Source organism: Saccharothrix sp. S26 (genome assembly GCF_021390395.1).
Lineage (GTDB): Bacteria > Actinomycetota > Actinomycetes > Mycobacteriales > Pseudonocardiaceae > Actinosynnema.
This window is the reverse complement of sequence record NZ_JAJUWT010000036.1, coordinates 50,374-70,957: the sequence shown is the minus strand read 5'-3', so window position 1 is coordinate 70,957 and position 20,584 is coordinate 50,374. Positions and strand designations below refer to the sequence as shown.

General features: G+C 71.5%; 21 protein-coding genes. 9 read left to right on the top strand and 12 right to left on the bottom strand.

Annotation, left to right across the window (positions count from 1 at the left end; genetic code table 11):
- Nucleotides 1-331: 331 nt before the first annotated feature.
- The 6 genes from LZG04_RS39870 to LZG04_RS39845 all read right to left on the bottom strand — a co-directional run bounded on the left by LZG04_RS39870 (nt 332) and on the right by LZG04_RS39845 (nt 8,469).
- A complete protein-coding gene (locus tag LZG04_RS39870) occupies nt 332-1,486 on the bottom strand; it encodes a sensor histidine kinase (protein ID WP_374202986.1) in 1,155 nt (384 codons plus the stop codon).
- Nucleotides 1,476-2,153, bottom strand: coding sequence for a response regulator transcription factor (locus LZG04_RS39865; protein ID WP_233827145.1), 678 nt, complete (start codon nt 2,151-2,153; stop codon nt 1,476-1,478). The genes LZG04_RS39870 and LZG04_RS39865 overlap by 11 nt, the downstream gene beginning before the upstream one ends.
- 236 nt (nt 2,154-2,389) lie before the next feature.
- Nucleotides 2,390-3,034 (bottom strand): slipin family protein, encoded by a 645-nt coding sequence (locus LZG04_RS39860; protein WP_233827144.1) that lies wholly within the window; start codon nt 3,032-3,034, stop codon nt 2,390-2,392.
- Between the two features lie 226 nt (nt 3,035-3,260).
- A complete protein-coding gene (dxs, locus tag LZG04_RS39855) occupies nt 3,261-5,159 on the bottom strand; it encodes a 1-deoxy-D-xylulose-5-phosphate synthase (RefSeq protein WP_233827143.1) in 1,899 nt (632 codons plus the stop codon).
- A 74-nt stretch (nt 5,160-5,233) separates the two neighbouring features.
- The gene (locus LZG04_RS39850) at nt 5,234-6,463 is read right to left on the bottom strand and encodes a class I SAM-dependent RNA methyltransferase (protein WP_233827142.1); all 1,230 of its coding nucleotides are present in this window, start codon (nt 6,461-6,463) and stop codon (nt 5,234-5,236) included.
- A complete protein-coding gene (locus tag LZG04_RS39845) occupies nt 6,460-8,469 on the bottom strand; it encodes an APC family permease (protein WP_233827141.1) in 2,010 nt (669 codons plus the stop codon). Before LZG04_RS39845 ends, LZG04_RS39850 begins: the two co-directional genes overlap by 4 nt.
- Between LZG04_RS39845 and LZG04_RS39840 the strand changes: the two genes are divergently transcribed.
- Nucleotides 8,378-9,214, top strand: coding sequence for a TrkA family potassium uptake protein (locus tag LZG04_RS39840; protein ID WP_374202984.1), 837 nt, complete (start codon nt 8,378-8,380; stop codon nt 9,212-9,214). The two genes, LZG04_RS39845 and LZG04_RS39840, sit on opposite strands and share 92 nt — an antisense overlap.
- Nucleotides 9,214-9,870 (top strand): TrkA family potassium uptake protein, encoded by a 657-nt coding sequence (locus tag LZG04_RS39835; RefSeq protein ID WP_233827139.1) that lies wholly within the window; start codon nt 9,214-9,216, stop codon nt 9,868-9,870. Before LZG04_RS39840 ends, LZG04_RS39835 begins: the two co-directional genes overlap by 1 nt.
- Before the next feature lie 64 nt (nt 9,871-9,934).
- Here LZG04_RS39835 and LZG04_RS39830 read toward each other — a convergent pair whose 3' ends face one another.
- Both LZG04_RS39830 and LZG04_RS39825 read right to left on the bottom strand, forming a co-directional pair.
- Complete coding sequence (locus LZG04_RS39830) at nt 9,935-10,744, bottom strand: DUF3159 domain-containing protein (RefSeq protein ID WP_233827138.1); 810 nt, start codon at nt 10,742-10,744, stop codon at nt 9,935-9,937.
- On the bottom strand, nt 10,741-11,118 hold the full coding sequence (locus tag LZG04_RS39825) for an OB-fold nucleic acid binding domain-containing protein (protein WP_233827137.1): 378 nt from the start codon (nt 11,116-11,118) through the stop codon (nt 10,741-10,743). Before LZG04_RS39825 ends, LZG04_RS39830 begins: the two co-directional genes overlap by 4 nt.
- A 105-nt stretch (nt 11,119-11,223) precedes the next feature.
- Between LZG04_RS39825 and LZG04_RS39820 the strand changes: the two genes are divergently transcribed.
- Nucleotides 11,224-11,901 (top strand): alpha/beta fold hydrolase, encoded by a 678-nt coding sequence (locus LZG04_RS39820; RefSeq protein ID WP_233827136.1) that lies wholly within the window; start codon nt 11,224-11,226, stop codon nt 11,899-11,901.
- Here the strand turns inward: LZG04_RS39820 and LZG04_RS39815 are convergent.
- Together LZG04_RS39815 and dut are read right to left on the bottom strand one after the other, a co-directional pair.
- Nucleotides 11,898-12,542 (bottom strand): DUF3710 domain-containing protein, encoded by a 645-nt coding sequence (locus tag LZG04_RS39815; protein WP_233827135.1) that lies wholly within the window; start codon nt 12,540-12,542, stop codon nt 11,898-11,900. The genes LZG04_RS39820 and LZG04_RS39815 overlap by 4 nt on opposite strands.
- A 5-nt stretch (nt 12,543-12,547) precedes the next feature.
- Nucleotides 12,548-13,015 (bottom strand): dUTP diphosphatase, encoded by a 468-nt coding sequence (dut, locus tag LZG04_RS39810; RefSeq protein WP_233827134.1) that lies wholly within the window; start codon nt 13,013-13,015, stop codon nt 12,548-12,550.
- A gap of 24 nt (nt 13,016-13,039) precedes the next feature.
- Between dut and LZG04_RS39805 the strand changes: the two genes are divergently transcribed.
- Nucleotides 13,040-13,504, top strand: a complete 465-nt coding sequence (locus LZG04_RS39805; protein WP_233827133.1) for a DUF3093 domain-containing protein — start codon at nt 13,040-13,042, stop codon at nt 13,502-13,504.
- Nucleotides 13,505-13,649: 145 nt separating this feature from the next.
- On the opposite strand, the gene LZG04_RS39800 is transcribed toward LZG04_RS39805, so the two are convergent.
- Nucleotides 13,650-13,949 carry a DUF4193 domain-containing protein gene (locus LZG04_RS39800; RefSeq protein ID WP_053717171.1) on the bottom strand — a complete coding sequence of 100 codons (300 nt, stop codon included), beginning with the start codon at nt 13,947-13,949 and terminating at the stop codon, nt 13,650-13,652.
- Between the two features lie 431 nt (nt 13,950-14,380).
- Between LZG04_RS39800 and cei the strand changes: the two genes are divergently transcribed.
- A complete protein-coding gene (gene cei / locus LZG04_RS39795) occupies nt 14,381-15,100 on the top strand; it encodes an envelope integrity protein Cei (RefSeq protein ID WP_233827132.1) in 720 nt (239 codons plus the stop codon).
- A 51-nt stretch (nt 15,101-15,151) separates the two neighbouring features.
- On the opposite strand, the gene LZG04_RS39790 is transcribed toward cei, so the two are convergent.
- Nucleotides 15,152-15,952 (bottom strand): inositol monophosphatase family protein, encoded by an 801-nt coding sequence (locus LZG04_RS39790; protein ID WP_233827131.1) that lies wholly within the window; start codon nt 15,950-15,952, stop codon nt 15,152-15,154.
- 95 nt (nt 15,953-16,047) lie between these two features.
- Here LZG04_RS39790 and ppgK point away from each other — a divergent pair, with 95 nt between their 5' ends.
- The 4 genes from ppgK to LZG04_RS39770 all read left to right on the top strand — a co-directional run bounded on the left by ppgK (nt 16,048) and on the right by LZG04_RS39770 (nt 20,573).
- Nucleotides 16,048-16,809 (top strand): polyphosphate--glucose phosphotransferase, encoded by a 762-nt coding sequence (gene ppgK / locus LZG04_RS39785; protein ID WP_308199678.1) that lies wholly within the window; start codon nt 16,048-16,050, stop codon nt 16,807-16,809.
- A 197-nt stretch (nt 16,810-17,006) separates the two neighbouring features.
- On the top strand, nt 17,007-18,308 hold the full coding sequence (locus LZG04_RS39780) for an RNA polymerase sigma factor (RefSeq protein ID WP_233827129.1): 1,302 nt from the start codon (nt 17,007-17,009) through the stop codon (nt 18,306-18,308).
- Nucleotides 18,309-18,484: 176 nt separating this feature from the next.
- Nucleotides 18,485-19,978, top strand: coding sequence for a vanadium-dependent haloperoxidase (locus LZG04_RS39775; protein WP_233827128.1), 1,494 nt, complete (start codon nt 18,485-18,487; stop codon nt 19,976-19,978).
- Between the two features lie 415 nt (nt 19,979-20,393).
- The gene (locus LZG04_RS39770; protein ID WP_015800348.1) at nt 20,394-20,573 is read left to right on the top strand and encodes a hypothetical protein; all 180 of its coding nucleotides are present in this window, start codon (nt 20,394-20,396) and stop codon (nt 20,571-20,573) included.
- The last annotated feature ends 11 nt before the right edge of the window (nt 20,574-20,584 follow it).

The following is a 20,584-nucleotide window of genomic DNA, read 5'->3' as shown; positions in this document are numbered from 1 at the left end:
CTCCGAACAACACTGACAAGTAATGTCAGTTGTCCAGTAACAATCTCAAAGGAAACCTCTTGACGAGGTTCATAAATTTACTGGCTATTCGGCACGCTGTTGAGTTCTCAAAGAACACGCGCTCACCGTCACTCATCACCGGAAGTGATTCGATCTGGGGCTTGATGTCCGCCGCGCTCCGTTCCGGTCTCTCTCCGGCCCGTTCCGCGCTGGCAGAGAGAAAGTTACACCCCGCCCAACGCGGAGACAAATCGGGGGTCCGGAGGGGCATCTCCGCAGGTAGTACCCCCTGCGAGCACCCTCAAACGCGATCACGTGTGATCGGGACCACTCAGACGAGTTTTCCGTGCGGCGCGGACGGCAGGTGCACGGCCACCGAGAGCCCACCGCCGGGCACCGCCGTGGCGTGCACCTGACCCTCGTGAGCTGCGACGGCGGCTCGGACGATGGACAGCCCCAGCCCGGTGCCCGTGCGCGCGGTCCGGTCGGTGCCACCCCGCCGGAACGGCTCGAACAGCTCCTCCACCCGGTCCGGCGCGATGACCTGCCCGGACGACGACACCCGCAGCAACGTCCACTCCGGCCCGCCCTCGGTGCGCACCTCGATCCACCCACCGGGCACGTTGTGCCGCACGGCGTTCTCCAGCAGGTTCCCCGCGATCCTCTCCAACAAGGCGGGATCGCCCACGGCGGGCGCAGGCGCGGTCAGGAACGAGACCCTGAGCTGGCGCTCCTCGGCTTCCGGCCGAGCGGCACGCCAGGCGGACTCGACCACGGCGTTGAGGTCCACCGGCTCCCGCACCGCCAACCCGAGCCCGTCCGTGCGCGCGAGCAGGAGCAACGCGCTGACGAGCTGCTCGGCCCGCTCGGTCGCGGCACGCACCACACCCGCCATGCGGCGCAGCTCGGCGGCGTCGGCACCGGGGTCGGAGAGCGTCACGTCCAGCTCGGTCCGGATCACGGCCAGGGGTGTGCGCAGTTCGTGGGACGCGTTGGCGACGAACCGCCGTTGCGACTCGAACGCCGCCTGGAGGCGGTCCAGCATCTCGTCGAACGTGTCGGCCAGCTCGGCGACCTCGTCCCGGGGACCGGCCAGTCGCAGCCGCTCCCCCAGGGATTCGGCCGACAACCGGCGGGCCGCGTCGGTCACGTCGTGCACGGGTTGGAGGACCCGCCCGGTGATGGTCCACGCGAGCAAAGCCGCGGCCGCGACCACGCAGAGGAACGCGACGGAGCCGGACCGGAGCACGTCGTCCCGAGCTTGCTCGCCGAGCAGGTCCATCAACGCACCGGCGTCCACCTCGCGGCCGTCCACGATGACCGTGCTGCCCTCGGCGAAGCGGGGCGAGGAGGCGATGACCCGGCCGACGAGCAACCAGCCGAGCAGGAGCAGCAGACCGCTCACGAACGCGACCAGACCGGTCGCGAGGAGGGTGAGCCGCGTCCGCAGCCCGGGTCCGCGCCTGCGGGCCAGCTCAGAGTTCAGTGGAACCTGCCGTGGGCACGCGGTAGCCGGAGCCGACCACCGTGTCGATGATGCCGGGTTCACCGAGCTTCTTGCGCAGCGTCATGACGGTGACGCGAACGGTGGTGGTGAACGGGTCGGCGTTCTCGTCCCACACGCGTTCGAGCAGCTCCTCGCTGGAGACCACGGAGCCCTTGGCGGCCAGCAGCACCTCCAGGACGCCGAACTCCTTGCGGGTCAGCTCGACGGGCTGGCCGGCGCGGCGGACCGTGCGGCGGGCCGGGTCGAGCTCGACGTCACGGGCGGTGAGCAGCGGCGGGGTGGCCGGGGTGGCGCGGCGGGCCAGCGCCCGGACGCGGGCGACGAGCTCGGGGAACGCGAACGGCTTGGCCAGGTAGTCGTCCGCGCCGAGGGACAGGCCCGCGACGCGGTCGTCCACGCCGGCGCTGGCGGTGAGCATCATGACCCTGGTCAGGGCCCCGGAGCTGAGGATCTCCTTGCACAGCTCGTCGCCGGACATTCCGGGCAGGTCGCGGTCGAGCACGACCACGTCGTACCGGGTCACGGTCGACTTCTCATGACCGGTTTCGCCGTCGTAGGCGACGTCGACAGCCATACCTTCGCGCCGCAGGCCGCGCGCGATCGCGTCGGCCAGCGGCACCTCGTCCTCGACTACCAGGATCCGCACACGACAAAGGTGCCACACCTCCCTGAGAAGGCGCTTAGCGTGAAGCTGTCGGCAGCCCGAAAAGATCGAAAGAGTCCTCGCCGGACGGGCAGATCAGCAGGATGACGGGGTTTGTGCGGTGAGTCCCTGTTGGGCGGGTGGTCAGGGTTTCGTGTCATCCCACCGACCCAGGGCGGAGCCAGGTCGGCGGGGATGACACGAAGCCCTTCGATTTCTGGAGGGCTTGGCGTGGTGGTCTAGGTCGGGGAGGGCGGTTGGCGGTCGACCACGACGGTGTTGGCCGTTTGCAGGGCGCGCAGTTGCAGGAGGGCCGGGTGGTCCTCGGCCAGGCGGGCGGCGTTGAGGAGGGAGCGCAGCGCGGCTGTCTCGCCGCGGGCGCGTTCGAGGGTGGCTCGGGCTTCCGCGCGGGCGAGGAGTTCGGACAGGGCGGCCTTGCGCAGTTCCGGGGGCATGACGACGTCGCGGACGGCCACTTCGCGCAGGTCGATCCCCAGGGTGGTGGCGCGGTCGCGGACGGTGGTCAGGATCTCCTGGGCGATGGTGTCGCGGGAGCGGTCGACCTCGTCGTGGGTGCGGGTGAGGACGGCGGTGCGGAGGGCGACCTGGACGAGCAGGTGCAGTTCCACCTCGGGTGCGGCGGTGGCCTGGACGTACTGGGCCGGGTCGTCGATCGCCCAGTTCAGGACCACGGTGACGCGGATCAGGACGCCGTCGGAGGTCGGGATGTCCTGCCAGCCCGGGGTGTGGGAGCGGGGGCGGACGTCGACGTGGTGGACGCGGTGGCGGAAGCTGCGGCGGTGGCGGCCGGGGCTCAGCACCTCGACGAACTTGCCGTGGCGGAAGACGACACCGCGTTCCCACGGCATGAGTGTGTGCTTCACCGGTCCCCCTCCCTGTTCGCGGACCGCGACCCCGGTCGTGGGGCGGTGGGCGGGAGCACGGGGCTCGCAGGGCCCCACGCCCCGTGGTCGACCGGGGTCGCGGCTCGGGTGTCGCAACCCGCCGCGTTGGCAACGCGCCTGTGTGAAAGGTCGCCCGGCTGGAGCGCGGGACACGGGTCGGCAGTGCCGTCCGAGCCGCTGACCGGGCGCGGAGAGGGTATCCGGGTTACTTCTCGACCGTCGCGCCCATTTCCGCGGGTTCGGTGGCCACGACCCACTCGGTGATGCGGCGGGAGACGTCCTGGGCGGTCAGGCCGACGTCGGCCAGCACCTCGCCGCGTTCGCCGTGCTCCTGGAACGCCTGGGGGATGCCCAGGTCGCGCAGCGGTGTGTCGGTTCCGGCGTCGCGGAGGGCGGCGGCCAGGGCCCAGCCGAAGCCACCGTGCCTGCCGTTGTCCTCGACGGTGACGACGAGGCGGTGGTCGGCGGCCAGGGCGACCAGGTCGTCCGGGACGGGGAAGACCCAGCGCGGGTCGACGACGGTGACGCCGATGCCCTGGTCGGCGAGCCGTTGAGCGGCGGCCAGGCCGAGTTCGGCGAACGCGCCCACGGTCACGAGCAGGACGTCGGAGCCCGAGCGGTGCAGGACGTCGACCTGGCCGATGCGCTCCAGGGCGGGCAGGTCGGGGCCCACCGAGGCCTTCGGGTAGCGGATGACGGAGGGCGCGTCGGGGATGCGGACCGCCTCACGCAGCTCTTCGCGCAGCGAGGCGGCGTCGCGGGGGGCGGCCACGTGGATGCCGGGGATCAGGCCGCAGATCGACAGGTCCCACATGCCGTGGTGGGACGCGCCGTCCGGGCCGGTGATGCCGGCGCGGTCGAGGACGACGGTGACGCCCTGCTTGTGCATGGCGACGTCCATCAGGAGCTGGTCGAAGGCCCGGTTGAGGAAGGTCGCGTAGATGGCGACGACCGGGTGCATGCCACCCATGGCCAGGCCGGCGGCGGAGGTCATGGCGTGCTGTTCGGCGATGCCGACGTCGAAGCAGCGGTCCGGGTAGAGGCCCGCGAACTTGTCCAGGCCCGTCGGGCCGCGCATGGCGGCGGTGATGGCGACCAGGTCGGGGCGCTCGCCGCCGAGGGTGGCCAGCTCGTCGGCGAAGACGTGGGTCCAGGTGCGCTTGGACGGGCCGATGTTCTCGCCGGTGATGGGGTCGATGACGCCGGTGGCGTGCATCTGGTCGGCCTCGTGGTTCTCGGCGGGGGCGAAGCCGTTGCCCTTGCGGGTGACCGTGTGCACGATCACGGGTCCGCCGAAGGACTTGGCGCGGCGCAGGGCCGATTCGAGGGCGACGTGGTCGTGGCCGTCGACGGGGCCGATGTACTTCAGGCCCAGGTCCTCGAACATGGCCTGCGGGCTGAGGGCGTCCTTGATGCCGCGCTTGGCCGCGTGCAGGGCGGCGTAGAGCGGCTTGCCGACGAACGGGGTGCCCTGGAGGGCGCTCTTGCCGCGTTCGAGGGCGCGCTCGTAGCCGGGTTGCAGGCGCAGGGAGGAGAGGTGGTCGGCGAGGCCGCCGATGGTCGGCGAGTAGGAGCGGCCGTTGTCGTTGACGACGATGACGACGGGGCGGTCGGTGCCGGAGGCGATGTTGTTGAGCGCCTCCCAGCACATGCCGCCGGTCAGGGCGCCGTCGCCGACGACCGCGACGACGTGCCTGCGCTGGCCGGTGAGCTGGTATGCCTTGGCCAGGCCGTCGGCGTAGGACAGGGCGGTCGAGGCGTGGCTGTTCTCCTCGACGTCGTGCTCGCTCTCCGACCGCGACGGGTAGCCGGACAGGCCGCCCTTCTGGCGCAGCGTGTCGAAGCCGTCGCGGCGGCCGGTCAGGATCTTGTGCACGTAGCTCTGGTGGCCGGTGTCGAAGACGACCGAGTCGTGCGGCGAGTCGAAGACCCGGTGCACGGCCATGGTCAGCTCGACGACGCCGAGGTTGGGCCCGAGGTGCCCACCGGTCCGGGAGACCTTCTCGACCAGGAAACGCCGGATCTCCTCGGCGAGCGCGACCAGCTCGTCAGGCCCCAACCGTTTCAGTTCCGCCGGTCCGTGCACGGATTCCAGCAGCGTCACGCGCTCCACCTCGCCCTGTGGTTCGGCTCCCCGATTCGTCCGGTCAGTCTACGGACCACGGACTGAGACGCCTGTCAGCGCGCGGGCTCCAACAGGGCGATGCACTCGACGTGGTGAGTCATCGGGAACGCGTCGAACGCCCTGAGCTGGGCCAACTCGTAGCCGTGCTGGGCGAAGGAGGCGATGTCGCGGGCCAGGGCGGCCGGGTCGCACGCGACGTACACCACACGGGCGGGGCGGCTGCGGGCAATCGCGGTCACGACGTGGCGGCCCGCGCCCTTGCGGGGCGGGTCGAGGACGACGACGTCGGGTGGCAGGTCGGTGAAGTCGGGTGTGTCGAGCACGTCCTCGGTGCGGCCGGCGTGCCAGCTGATGTTGGGGTGGTCGGCGAGGTTGAGCCCGCCGTCGGCGACCGCGCCGGACGAGGACTCGACCACGGCGACGGAGCCGTCGGGGCCCACCTGGTCGGCCAGCACGGAGGCGAACAGGCCGACGCCGCCGTAGAGGTCCCAGGCGCGGTCGCCGGGGCGGCAGTCGGCCCAGTCGCCGACGACCTTGGCGAAGGTGTCCGCGGCGGCCGGGTGGACCTGCCAGAAGCCGTCGGAGCGCAGGTTCCAGGCGCGGCCGGCGGCCAGCTCGGTGGCCGTGCCGCTGCCCTGGCGCAGGCGGGACGGGCCGGGGACGGGTCGGCCGCGGCGGACGACGGGCGGGCCGATCTCGGTCAGGTGGACCTGGCCACCCGCGTCACGGGTGACGACCAGCTCGGCCTTGGGCGGCCAGGTGCGGTCGACCACGTCGTCGAGCGCGCCGGGGACGGCGATCACGCAGTCGTCCACGGGGATGACCCGGTGGCTGCGGTGGGCGCGGAAGCCGGGGCGGCCGTCGGGGCCGACGGCCATGCGCATCCGGGTGCGCCAGTCCTGCGGGCCGCCGGGCAGGTCCTCGACGATGACCTCCCAGTCGAGCTTGGCCAGGCGGTGCAGCTGTTCGCTCACCACGGCGGCCTTGAGCTCGCGTTGGGCCTGCCAGGAGGCGTGCTGCCAGTCGCAGCCGCCGCACAGGCCGGGGCCGGCGAACGGGCACGGTGCCTGCACGCGGTCCGGTGACGCCTCCAGCACCTCGACCGCGTCACCCCGGCAGAACGAGCCGCCGGTGTCCTCGGTGATCCGCACGACCACCCGTTCGCCGGGCAGGGCGTGCCGGACGAAGACCACGCGGCCCTCGTGCCGGGCCACGCAGTGCCCGCCGTGGGCCACCGCGCCGACCTCGACTTCGATCAGCCGCTGCTTCCAGGTCGCCGTCACTTGCCGTCCTTGTCCCGGCCGCGGTTGTCGAGACCGCGGCGGATCGCGCCGGGCGCGACCACGTCGTCCTTGTAGGTCACCTTCGAGGATGAGGCCAGCTGCCACGGCACGCTCGTCACCATCACGCCCGGCTGGAACAGCAGCCTGCCCTTGAGCCGCAGCGCGCTCTGGTTGTGCAGGAACTGCTCCCACCAGTGACCGACCACGTACTCCGGGATGAACACCGTGACCACGTCCCGCGGGTTGTCCGAGCGCACCCGCTTGACGTAGTCGAGCACCGGTTTGGTGATCTCGCGGTAGGGCGACTCGATCACCTTCAGCGGCACCTTGAAGTTCTCCTTCTCCCACTCCCGCACGAGCCGGCGGGTGTCGCCGTCGTCCACGTTGACGGTGACGGCCTCCAGGATGTCCGGCCGGGTCGCCTTGGCGTACGCCAGGGCGCGCAGGGTCGGCATGTGCAGCTTGGAGACCAGCACCATGGCGTGGTTGCGGGCGGGCAGCAGCTTCTGCCGCTCCTGCTGGCGCAGTTCCTCGGCGACCCGGTCGTAGTGCCGGCGGATCGCCGTCATCAGGGCGTAGAGGGCGGCCATCGCGGCGATGGCGATCCACGCGCCCTTGGTGAACTTGGTGATCAGCACGATGACCAGCACGACGCTGGTGAGGGCCAGGCCGAACGTGTTGATCGCCTGCGACCGGCGCATCCGGCGGCGCGCGGTCGGGTCGGTCTCGGTCGCGAGCAGCCGGTTCCAGTGCCGGACCATGCCGGTCTGGCTCATCGTGAACGACACGAACACGCCGACGATGTAGAGCTGGAGCAGGCGGGTGACCTCGGCGTCGAACGCGATGACCAGCAGGATCGCCGCGCCCGCGAGGAACAGGATGCCGTTGCTGAACGCGAGCCGGTCGCCGCGGGTGTGCAGCTGGCGGGGCAGGTAGCGGTCCTGGGCGAGGATCGAGCCGAGCACCGGGAAGCCGTTGAAGGCGGTGTTCGCGGCCAGCACGAGGATCAGCGCGGTGACCGTGGTGATGAAGTAGAACCCGACCGGGAAGCCCTCGAACACCGCGCCCGCGATCTGGGCGACCATCGTCTTCTGCTCGTAGCCCGGCGGCGCGTCGACCAGCTGGTGCGCCGGGAACTCGGCCATCTTCACGCCCGTGAGCTGGGCGAGCACGATCAGGCCCATCAGCATCGTGACCGCGATCAGGCCCATCATGAGCAGCGTGGTGGCCGCGTTGCGCGACTTCGGCTTGCGGAACGCCGGCACGCCGTTGCTGATCGCCTCGACGCCCGTCAGGGCCGCGCTGCCGGACGAGAAGGCCCGCAGCACGAGGAACACGAACGCCAGGCCCATGAGGTGGTCGTCCTCGGCCCGCAGCTCCAGCCCGGCGCTCTCGGCGCGCATCTCGTCACCCAGGACGAAGCCCCGGAACAGGCCGTAGACGATCATGAAGAGCACGCCGACCATGAACGCGTAGGTCGGGATGGCGAACGCGCTGCCGGACTCGCGGATGCCGCGCAGGTTGACGGCGGTGAGCAGGACGATCGCGACGACCGCGAACTCGGCCTTGTGCGTGGCGACGAACGGGATGGCCGACCCGATGTTCGCCGCCGCCGACGAGATGGAGACGGCGACCGTGAGGATGTAGTCGACGAGCAGGGCGCTCGCCACGGTCAGCCCCGCTCTGCGGCCCAGGTTGACCGTGGCGACCTCGTAGTCGCCGCCCCCGGAGGGGTAGGCGTGCACGTTCTGCCGGTAGCTCGCCACGACCGTGAGCATCACGACGACCACCGCCACGCCCACCCACGGCGCCAGCGCGTAGGCCGACAGGCCCGCCACCGACAGCACGAGGAAGATCTCCTCGGGGGCGTAGGCCACGCTCGACATCGCGTCCGAGGCGAACACCGGCAAGGCGATGCGCTTGGGCAGCAGGGTGTGGGCGAGGCGATCGCTGCGGAAGGGCCTGCCGACGAGGAGGCGCTTGGCCGCGGTTGCGAGCTTGGACACGGGTCGAAAGCGTAAGGGGTCTCCTCCCCTGGTCGGAGTAATCGTGGGTAGGTTCTCCGTAGGCGTCGTTCAGGAGGCTTTCGTGCACGTGGTGATCATGGGCTGCGGCCGGGTGGGCTCGTCCCTGGCCAAGGCGCTGGAGCGCCTGGACCACCAGGTCTCGGTGATCGACAAGGACGCGCAGTCGTTCCGCAGGCTGGGAGCCGATTTCCACGGTCAGCAGGTCGTCGGCAACGGGTTCGACCAGAAGGTGCTGATCGAGGCGGGCATCGAGCGGGCCGGCGCGTTCGCGGCCGTGTCCAGCGGCGACAACTCCAACATCATCTCGGCGCGGGTGGCGCGGGAGACGTTCGGGGTGGAGGCGGTGGTCGCCCGGATCTACGACGAGAAGCGCGCCGCGGTGTACGAGCGGCTGGGCATCCCGACCGTGGCCACCGTGCCGTGGTCCACCGACCGGTTCCTGCGGATGCTGCTGCCCGAGGGCACCGCCACGGCGTGGCGCGACCCGTCCGGCACGGTCGCCGTCCTGCCGCTGGAGCTGCACGAGGACTGGGTCGGCCGCACCGTGCGCGACCTGCAGGAAGCCACCGGCTGCCGGGTGGCGTTCGTGATGCGGTTCGGCACCGGCGTGCTGCCCGACTCCAAGACCGTCCTGCAGGCCGACGACCAGGTGTACGTGGCCGCCCTGTCCGGCACCGTGACCGACGTGGCCGCCGCGGCGGCCCACGCGCCCGAGGAGAGCTAGTGCGTATCGCCATTGCTGGGGCCGGCGCGGTGGGCCGGTCCATCGCGGCCGAGCTGGTGTCCGACGGCCACCAGGTGATGCTGATCGAACGCGACCGCACGCACTTCGAGCCGCACACCGTGGAGCAGGCCGAGTGGGTGCAGGCCGACGCGTGCGAGCTGTCGTCCCTGGAGGACGCCGGGATGCAGCTGTGCGACGTGGTGATCGCCGCGACCGGTGACGACAAGGTCAACCTGGTCGTGTCGCTGCTGGCCAAGACCGAGTTCGCGGTCCGCCGCGTCGTGGCCAGGGTGAACGACCCGGCCAACGAGTGGCTGTTCACCGGGGCCTGGGGCGTGGACGTGGCCGTGTCGACCCCGCGCATCCTGTCCGCGCTGGTGGAAGAGGCCGTGACGGTCGGTGACGTCGTCCGGCTGATGACCCTGCGCCAAGGTCAGGCGAACCTCGTGGAGATCACCTTGCCGGGTGACACCCCGTTGGCCGGCTCGCCGGTGAACGGCCTGGCGCTGCCCCGCGACGCGGCCCTGGTCACCATCCTGCGGGGCGGGCGCGTCATCGTCCCGACCCCCGACGACACCCTGGAGGGTGGCGACGAGCTGCTCTTCGTCGCCGCCGCCGACGTCGAACGCGAGATCCGCTCGGCACTCGGCTACTGACGGCCGTCCGGGTTCCGTGCCGTCCCGCCCCGGGATGGCACGGAACCCCGCGCCGGCGGGACCGCTACCGGTCCTCCGCCCGCGCCACCTCGGGCTTGTGGGACTCGGTGGCCGCGTCGAGCACCTGATCGTAGAAGTTCGGCTTGCCCTCGGCCCGCGCCTGGGCGCGGAGGCGTTCTTCGGCGGCCCGGTTCTCCTCCTCCTCACGGGCGAGGGCGGCCTTCAGGCGCTTGTCCGCGCGGCGCACCGCCCACACCGTGGCGACCAGCGCCACCGCCATCAGCGGGTAGCCCATGGCCAGGCGTGCCGCCGCCAGCCAGCCCACCGACGCCTCGTCGTACAGCCACCGCTGCACCACGAACCGCGAGCAGAAGACCAGCGCCCACACGAGGGTGGCGATGTCGTAGTCCCGGACGGTGGCCTTGTCCTGGCGCCACGCCGTGCCCTGGCCGTTGAGGAACGACCAGATCACGCCCGCCAACGGCCACCTGACCAGGATCGACGCGATGAACACGCCGCCGTAGACCAGGCTCTGCCAGATGCCGAACAGGAAGAAGCCCTTCGCGTCACCGGTCCGATAGGCGATGAACGCGGCGATGCCGACGCCGAAGACCGCCGAGACGGCCGGCTGCACGGAGCCCTTGCGCATGGCCAGCACGATGCCGATGACGACCGAGAACCCCAACGCGCTCCAGATCGCGGGCATGAGCCCGGCGAACGCGTTGACCAGCACGAACACCACGACCGGCAACGAGGAGAACAGCAGGCCGCTCACGCCGCCCATCTGCTCCAGGAGGGTGGGCTGCTTCTCGGGCTCGGCCTGGGCCCCGGACTCGGGCGAGGACTGCGGCCCGGACTCGTTCGCTGATGTCATGAAGCGTTCTGCAACTCGTAGTAGGGGTTGTAGAGCACCTTGCGCCCGTCCCGGACGGCGATCCTGCCCTTGGCCTTGATGGTCCGGCCCGGCTCGATGCCCGCGATCCGGCGGCGACCCAGCCAGACCAGCGTCACGCCCTCGGTGCCGTCGTACAACTCCGCCTCCAGCGTGGCCGCCGCGTCACGCGGGCACAGCTCGACGCTGCGCAGCCGGCCCAACACGGTGACCTCCTGCCCGGACTGGCAGTCGCACGCGCGGATGGCACCGACGGCCTCGGCTTTTCGGGACAGGTCGTCGGCGTCCAACTCGCTCACGTCGGTGGTCAGCCGACGCACGAGGCGGCGCCAGTAGCCACCCCCAGTACCAGTCATCCCCGACTCCTGGAATGCGCGGGGCCTCGACGACGAAGCCCGTCCAACAGCCAGCGTAACCGGGTGCACCCGACCGGGTATCCGACTGGGGGAGGATCTGACGTCATGAGCTCGTCACGCGCCGTTCTGCTGCCGGGCACCGCGTCGGACGAGGTGTTCATCTCCTCGGTGTTCGCCCGTCCCCTGGCCGAGGCCGGGATCGCGCTGGTCGCGCCGCCGTCGCGGGGCGTCCGGGAGCACGTGGAGGCGCTGGACGCGGCCTGGGACGGCACGCCGCTGGTCGTGGGCGGGGTGTCGCTGGGCGCGCACGTGGCCGCGGCGTGGGCGGTGCGGCATCCCGAGCGGTGCGCGGGGCTGCTGGTGGCGCTGCCGGCGTGGCACGGCCCGGCGGGCGACGCGCCGGCGGCGCTGGCGGCACGGGCCAGCGCGTCGGTGGTGGAGTCGGCGGGCGTCGAGGCGGCCCTGGCCGGGGTCGACGGGTGGCTCGGGGAGGAGCTGCGGCGGGCGTGGCCCCGCTACGGCGGGCGGCTGGCGGACGTGCTGCGGGAGGCGGCCGGGTCGTCCGCGCCCACGGTGGCCGAGTTGGGCGGGCTCACCGCCCCCACCGGGGTCGCCGCCTGCACCGATGACCCCGTTCACCCGCTGGGCGTCGCCCGGACGTGGGTCGACGCCCTCCCCCGTGCCGCCCTGCGCACGACGACGCTGGCGGCGCTGGGCGCGGACCGGGAGTCCCTGGGCCGCGCCGCGCTCGCCGCCTACCTCGCCACCGCCGCGGCGGCCTAGCCCTGCTGCTGCTGGGCCTGCGCCTGGATGTGGCGGGCGATCGCCTCGGGCAGCTCGATCGGCAACGGCGTGCGGACCGGCATCGCCTGCTCGCCCCGCACCACGATCGTGTCCCTCATCAGGGCGTACAGGGCGTCGGTCGCCTTGAGGCCCTGCTCCTCCGTGGGTGCCGCCGCGATGCCGCGCAGCATCCACCGCGGGCCGTCGACGCCGACCACACGAAGGTGTACTTCGTTGTTGCGGGCGGTGATCTCCTCGCCCCACTCGCCGTTCTCCCGCAGGATCCGGAAGCCGTCGGACTTGAACTGGGCGATCATCTCGCCGCTGACCTCGGGCCACAGCCGGTCGGACTTCGGCGCGGCGAACGCGCTCACGGTGAGCTGGCCGACGGTCGTGAGCAGGTGCACCGCCCGGACCGCGCCCGCCGGGTCCATCTCGACCTGCAACTGGGCGCCGTCGGGCACGGGCAGCCGGATCGAGCCCAGGTCCAGCCGGTTCAGGCCGTCGTTCGGCGCCTGCGTGGAGTCGAACGGCCCGTCCTCGACCTCATCGGCGCCCGCGACGCCGTCGAACTCGACCTCGGGTTGCGCCGTCCCCCGGTTCGCGGAGTGCCTACCGCGCTTGCGGCGCTTTCCGAACATCGCCTTCACCCCTCCGTCCGGGCGAGCACGTCGTGCCCGCCTGTAGAGCCGTAGCCACCCGCGCCCCGCACGGACTCGGGCAGCTCGTCGACTTCGCGGAACACCGCGTGCTCCACCTTTTGCACCACCAACTGGGCGATCCGGTCACCGCGCGTGAGCACTACGGGCTCACGCAGGTCGTGGTTCACCAGGCACACCTTGATCTCGCCGCGGTAACCCGCGTCGATCGTGCCCGGGGTGTTCACCACGCTCAGACCCACGCGCGCGGCGAGGCCGGAGCGCGGGTGCACGAAACCGGCGTACCCCTCCGGCAACGCGATCGCGATGCCAGTGCCTACCACCGCGCGCTCCCCCGGTTCGATCACCACGTCGGTGGTCGTCACCAGGTCGGCGCCGGCATCACCCGGACGGGCGTAGGCCGGGAGCGGGACGGCAGGATCGAGCCGGGACAGCAGGACCTCGACGCTGGGCACGGCGCGCGAGACTACCCTGGTGGCGTGAGCGAGACTGCTGTGACCGCCCCGATCGCGTTCCGCGAGCGGTTGTACGTGCCCTGGTGGGGCTGGCCGCTGCCGCTGGGCGCGGCCGCGCTGCTGGCCGCCGAGATCCACATGGGCTTCCCCGGCGTGCGGTCGTGGCTGCCCTACCTGATCACGGTGCCGCTGGTGGTGCTGCTCATCGTGCGGATGGGTTCGGTGAAGGTCGAGGTGTCCGGCGGCGAGCTGCGGGTCGGTTCGGCGCACGTGCCGCTGGAGCTGCTCGGCGAGGTCGAGGTGTTCGACGCGAAGAGCAAGCGCAAGGCCATGGGGCCCAACCTGGACCCGATGGCGTTCGTGACCCACCGCGGGTGGGTCGGGCCGATGGTGCGGGTGCAGCTGCGCGACCCCGCGGACCCGACGCCGTACTGGCTGTTCAGCGTGCGTTCGGCGGAGAAGCTGGCGGCCCTGCTGCGGGAGCGGTGACGCGACGGCGGCCGCGCGTCGACGGGGACTGGGCGTCACCCCGGCGGTAGGGGTGAGCGCCCAGAACGGGTCGTAGGTGCTGGATCGGTCGGGCGGAGCGGTCGTTCGTGGAGCCGGTCGTGCGGGTTCGTGCCCGGTGGGTGCCTCAGGCGCAGTCGCGGCAGATGTACTGGCCGTTGACTTCCTCGGCCAGCCTGCTGCGGTGGTGCACCAGGAAGCACTTCGAGCACGTGAACTCGTCCGCCTGCTTCGGCAGGACCTTGAACGTGAGCTCCTCACCGGACAGGTCGGCGCCCGGCAGCTCGAAGTTCTCGGCGGTCGCGTCCTCGTCGATGTCGACGACCCCGGACTGCGTTTCGTTGCGCCGCGCCTTCAGCTCCTCGAGGGAGTCCTCAGCGAGTTCGTCCGCCTCGCTGCGACGCGGTGCGTCGTAGTCGGTCGCCATACTTCTTTCACCCCTGCGGTCAACGGAGACTGTTCGTGTCGCTGGTTAACGCACCAGCGCCCCTGTTTGTGCCCTCCGTCCCCAGTGACGGAGGTCTCGCTCTCGCGGCCGGGCGCCAACCCCCTGTTCATCGACGCTTTCCGGTGCCCGGCGGTGCGCGGAGCGCCGAGAGGGTAGCTCATCGATCGGGGGGTCGCGCAGCGGGTTCCCCCTAATTGAGCAGACGGGTGACAGGCCCTTCACACGCAGGCCAGATAGGCTTGGACGCGCACCAACGCACCCGATGCTCCCGCGCTCCGCTGCCCCACCAGGCTGTTGACCGTCCGCTACCGGGTGATTGCGCCGAGCTACACGACGGCCCGAAACGCGGGACCGCGGGGCGCGGCATAGCCTGATCACTGTCAGCACCAGGCCAGGGGAGGTCGACGGACGTGGGACCCGGTACGGGTGGCAGCGGGTCGTCGCGCTACCGCAAGCGGCGGCCGTTGCCGGCGCTCATCCTCTTCTTGGTGCTCGCCGTGACGGCGGTGGTGGTGTGGAACCGCGTGCTGTCCGAGGCGGGCGACGTGGACGCGGCGATCAAGTGCAACCCGCCCGGCGGGGTGCCCTCGCCGTCCGCGGGTGAGCCGGTCGCGCCCGCCGCCGAGGCGCCGCCGGCGTTGGGCACGGTGCTGGCGCACGACGCGCTGGACCGGACGGACCCGGTGCCGGTCGGGCAGGTGCAGTTCCGCGTGTTCAACGCGAGCACGCAGCGCAACCAGGCGCGGTTCGTGGCGACGACGCTGGCCGAGCTGGGCATGAAGCAGGCGGCCGAGCCGGGCAACGACCCGGTGTACCCGGCGCAGGACATGGCGTGCCGCGGCCAGATCCGGTTCGGCGCGCCCGGCGCCGGCGCGGCGCGGACGTTGAGCCTGATCGAGCCGTGCCTGGAGCTGGTGCGCGACGAGCGCCAGGACGCGACGGTGGACGTGGCGGTCGGGCAGAAGTTCAGCGACGTGAAGCCGAACAACGACGCCCGCAAGGTGCTCGACCAGCTCGCCGAGTGGGCGGCGCAGCAGCCCGAGCAGCAGGGCGGCCAGGCCGCCGAGGGCTCCACGCCGCTGTCGCTGAACGCCGACCACCTCAAGGGCGCCCGCGACATCCACTGCTGACCCGCGCGCGTCGAACGCCCAGGTCCCGTCCTGGACGGTTCGACACGCGGGTCAGACCTCGCCGAAGCCGCATTCCACCAGGGCGGTGAACAGGGCGTCGGCGATGCCCGGCGCGGCGGCGAAGGTGGCGTCCGCGCCCAGTTCCGGAGCTTCACCCGGAAGGTGGACCACGGCACCCGCCTCACTCGCCAGCAACGCGCCCGCCGCCCAGTCCCACCGACCCAGCGTGTGCTCGGCGTAGGCGTCCAGGCGACCCGCCGCCACGGCGCACAGGTCCAGCGACGCCGCACCGGCCCGCCGCATGTCCCGCACCCTGGTCGCCAGGCCCGCCCACGCGTCCGCCTGCCGCTGCCGCCGCTCGGGCCGGTAGGCGAAGCCGTAACCCAACAGGGACAGGTCCAACCGGGTGGCGTTGGAGACCGCGAGCCGCCGGCCGTCCAGCCACGCCCCGCCGCCCCGCGCCGCCGTCCACACCCGGCCGCTGACCGGCTCCACCACGGCACCCGCCACCGACGCCCCGTCGACCTGCGCGGCCACGGACACGGCGTAGTGGGGGATGCCGTACAGGTAGTTCACGGTGCCGTCGATCGGGTCGACGACCCAGGTCAGTCCCTCCAGGGCGGCGCTGCCGCCCTCCTCCTCCCCGATCACGGGCTCACCGGGCCGCAGCTCGGCCAGCCTGCGCCGGACCAGCTGCTCGGACGCGCGGTCGGCCGCGGTCACCACGTCGGTGGCGCTGCTCTTGGTGTCGACGTCGGTCACGGCGGCTTCGCGCATGGTCACGGCCAGCTCGCCGGCCTCACGGGCCACGAGCACGGCCACGTCGACCAATGAGCTCGGATCGAAACGCAACTGTTCCTCCTGCGTCACTCTCACGGGACTATCGACAGACCGCAGGCTAATGTCTGCGGCCACGGTTACTGAATCGAGTAGGAAGGGCCACGGGGATGGGCATGACCCGCGGGTTCGGCGTGGACATCGGCGGTTCCGGCATCAAGGGCGGGCTCGTGGACCTCGAAGCGGGGGCGCTGGACGGTGAGCGCCTGCGCATCACCACGCCCCAGCCGTCGACCCCGGACGCGGTCGCCGACGTGGTCGCCGAGATCGTCGAGAAGTTCAACTGGGACGGTCCCGTCGGCGTCACCCTGCCGTGCGTGGTGAAGCACGGCGTCGCGCACTCCGCGGCCAACGTCGACAAGGCGTGGATCGGCACGGACGCCGCCGCGCTGTTCGCGCAGCGCCTCGGCAGGCCGACCGACCAGGTCGTGGTGCTCAACGACGCCGACGCCGCCGGCATCGCCGAGATGCGGTTCGGTTCCGGTGTCGACCGGGACGGCCTGGTGGTCCTGCTGACGTTCGGCACCGGCATCGGCAGCGCCCTGTTCCTGGACGGCAAGCTCGTCCCGAACACCGAGTTCGGTCACCTGGAGGTCGACGGCCACGACGCGGAGAAGCGCGCGGCGGCCTCGGTGAAGGAGGACAAGGGCCTGACCTGGGCGGAGTGGACGCCCCGCGTGTCCCGGTACATCAACGTGCTGGAGAACCTGATCTGGCCCGACCTGGTCATCGCGGGCGGCGGGGTCAGCAAGAAGGCGGAGAAGTGGCTGCCGCTGCTGGAGGTGCGCACCGAGGTGGTGGCCGCCGCGCTGAAGAACGACGCGGGCATCGTGGGCGCGGCCGTGGCCGCCGCGCAAGGTCTGCGGCACTGATTTCCGCCGCGTTCCACCTGCGAGAACGCGTGCCGGACCACCTCGGATGACGCCGGGGCGCAACGGCACGCGATTCTCGTCGTTACAATGGAACGGTGCCCCGCTGACGAACGATCCGGCGGGGGATCCCCCGTACTCAGGCGACCGAGGTTCGCGCCCTTCGGTCGACCTTGATCGACAGTCGCGAAAGGGCGTACGTGGCAGCCGCGAAGACGACTCAGGCAGCTAAGGCTGACGCCGAGGAGACGCCCAAGGCCACCTCGGCGAGGAAGGCCCCGGCGAAGAAGCCGGCGGCGAAGACCGCCGCGGCGGGGAAGACGGCCACGCGGGCGCCGCGCAAGACGGCGGCCAAGGCCGCCGCTGCCGCGCCTGGCAAGGTGAAGAAGGACGGCGAGGAACCCGACGACCTCGAGGGTGCTCCGGACGCCGAAGACCTGGTCGACGACGTCGAGCTGATCGACGAGCCGGTCGAGGAGGAGCCCGCCGAGGAGGAGGCCAAGCCCGGCGAGGGCGACTTCGTCTGGGACGAGGAGGAGTCGGAGGCCCTGCGGCAGGCCCGCAAGGACGCCGAGCTCACCGCCTCGGCCGACTCGGTCCGCGCCTACCTCAAGCAGATCGGCAAGGTCGCCCTGCTCAACGCGGAGGAGGAGGTCGAGCTCGCCAAGCGCATCGAGGCCGGCCTCTACGCCGCCGAGCGGGTGCGCCGCGCCGAGGACGAGCAGGAGAAGCTGACCCCGCAGATGCGCCGCGACCTGCGGTGGATCGTGCGGGACGGCGAGCGGGCCAAGAACCACCTGCTGGAGGCCAACCTCCGCCTGGTGGTGTCGCTGGCCAAGCGCTACACCGGTCGTGGCATGGCGTTCCTGGACCTGATCCAGGAGGGCAACCTCGGCCTGATCCGCGCGGTGGAGAAGTTCGACTACACCAAGGGCTACAAGTTCTCCACGTACGCGACGTGGTGGATCCGCCAGGCGATCACCCGCGCGATGGCCGACCAGGCCCGCACCATCCGCATCCCGGTGCACATGGTCGAGGTCATCAACAAGCTGGGTCGCATCCAGCGCGAACTGCTCCAGGACCTGGGCCGCGAGCCCACCCCGGAGGAGTTGGCCAAGGAAATGGACATCACCCCGGAGAAGGTGCTGGAGATCCAGCAGTACGCCCGGGAGCCCATCTCGCTGGACCAGACGATCGGTGACGAGGGCGACAGCCAGCTCGGTGACTTCATCGAGGACTCCGAGGCCGTGGTGGCGGTGGACGCGGTGTCGTTCACGCTGTTGCAGGACCAGCTCCAGTCGGTGCTGGCGACGTTGTCCGAGCGCGAGGCGGGCGTGGTGCGGCTGCGGTTCGGCCTCACCGACGGCCAGCCGCGCACGCTGGACGAGATCGGCCAGGTCTACGGAGTGACGCGGGAGCGGATCCGGCAGATCGAGTCGAAGACGATGTCGAAGCTCCGGCACCCCTCGCGGTCGCAGGTGCTGCGCGACTACCTGGACTGACGCCAGGACCGGCAGGTTCACCCAGGGCCCCTCGACCGCACGGTCGAGGGGCCCTGGGCTTTACCCGGACCATTCACTCGAACGGACGCTGCCGTCGGTCACGCTGCGTGGTGTCCTGGTAGTGGCGCGGCCGCCGGGGGGGCGGCGAGGGGCGCGCCGTCACAGGGGGAAGTCCGATGACCGAACGTCGCACTGAAGCACGCCTTTCGCGCCTGGCCTCGGCCGACGCGTTGGACCGGCTGCCGTGGCCGGAGCACGTCAACAACGGCGAGGAGGGCGACTACCCGTACGTCGCCAACTTCAGCAAGGGTCTGCCCCACGACGAGGTCGGCGAGGTGCGCCCGGAGGCGTACAACACGCTGCTGCGGGCGCTGGCCACCGGCCGGCCCGAGGACTTCGAGCGCATCCCGGTCGGACCGGGCGTGAAGCTGACCAACCCGCAGGCCGGCCTCGCGTTCGACCTGGAGGGCCCGGACCCGCAGGCGCTGGCGGTGCCGCCGGTGCCGCGGATCGACAGCGCGCGGCACTCCGCCGAGGCCGTCGAGCTGTACTGGATGGCCCTGACCAGGGACGTCCCGTTCGCCGAGTACGACGGGCACCCGTTGATCGCGCAGGCCGCGGCCGAGCTGTCGCGGCTGAGCGACTACCGCGCGCCGAAAGTCGACGGCCGCGTCACGCCGGCCACGATCTTCCGCGGTGGCACGCGGGGTGACCTGAGGGGGCCGTTCCTGTCGCAGTTCCTGCTGCGCGACATCCAGTACGGCACGCTGCGCATCCCGCAGCTGCACGACCGCGTGCGGCCCAACCGCGACTACCTGACCCGCTTCGACGCGTGGCGGGCGGTGCAGGAGGGCGCGAGCACCCCGCCGATCGAGCGGGACCACGTGGTGCGCCGGTACCTGCACAACGCGCGGGCCCTGACCAACTACGTGCACTTCGACGCGTTGTACGAGGCGTACCTCAACGCGGCGCTGATCCTGCTGGACCTGGGGGCGCCGGTCGACCCGGGCAACCCGTACCGGCACTCGGCCAACCAGGTGGGTTTCGGCACCTACGGCGCGCCGCACCTGCTGTCGCTGGTGACCGAGGTGGCGACGCGGGCGCTGAAGGCGATGTGGTTCCAGAAGTGGTTCGTGCACCGGCGGATGCGGCCGGAGGCGTTCGGCGGCCGGGTCCACGCGCACCTGTCCGGGCTGCGGGACTACGCCATGATCGACCGCGAGGTGCTGGACTCCGAGGCGGTCAAGCTCAGCCACGACAAGCACGGCTCGTACCTGCTGCCGCAGGCGTTCCCGGAGGGCTCGCCGGCGCACCCGTCGTACGGCTCGGGTCACGCCACCGTCGCCGGGGCCTGCGTCACGGTGCTGAAGGCGTGGTTCGACGAGTCGTGGGTGCTGCCCTCCCCGGTCGCGCCGGACGCCACCGGCACGGCCCTGGTGCCCTACACCGGCGGTGACGCGCTGACCGTGGGCGGCGAGCTGGACAAGGTGGCGGCGAACGTGGCGACCGGTCGGAACATGGCGGGCGTGCACTGGCGGTCGGACTTCACCGAGTCCGTGCTCCTGGGCGAGGCGGTCGGGATCGGGGTGCTGCGCGACCACGTGCGGGTCAACCACGAGGCCGCGTCGTTCGGCCTGACGCGGTTCGACGGGCGGCGGATCACCATCTGAACGGGCGGTCGAACGGCTCGTGAACCGGACGGATCATGTCCGGATCGTGGAACGAGGGGCCGTGTTCGCTCTGGGCTGACCAAAGTGTTACCCGTCACACCGGCGCCGGTCCAAGACCCACCTTCTGGAGCATCGGAGGTGCGTCGAACGCCGTATTCGCAGGTCGGAAATGCCTTGTCACGACAGCGGAACGTGAGCGCGGGCGGATCGAACCGGTGGAAGTGGCAGGTTCCGGGCGCCCGCGCGCCGGGTAAATGACGAGTGACGCGGGTCGCCACGGTCCGGGGAACACTGACTTACGCCCGCGCGTCTGCAAGAGTGGAAGCAGCGAACACGGCGCACCCGCCAGATGCGAAGTGGTCGCAGCTAGGTGTGAGGGCACCGATCCCCGGTGCCGGGACGGAGGGAGATTTCCATGACTACGACGCTCACCCGCCCCGCGTTGACCGCTGCCGACCGCTGCGACCGCTGCGGGGCTGCTGCCCAGGTTCGCGCCGTGCTCCCCTCCGGGGGCGAGTTGCTGTTCTGCGGGCACCACGCCCGTGAGCACAGCACCAAGCTGCGCGAGCTCGCTGCCGAGTTGCAGCAGGGCTGAACACCACGAGT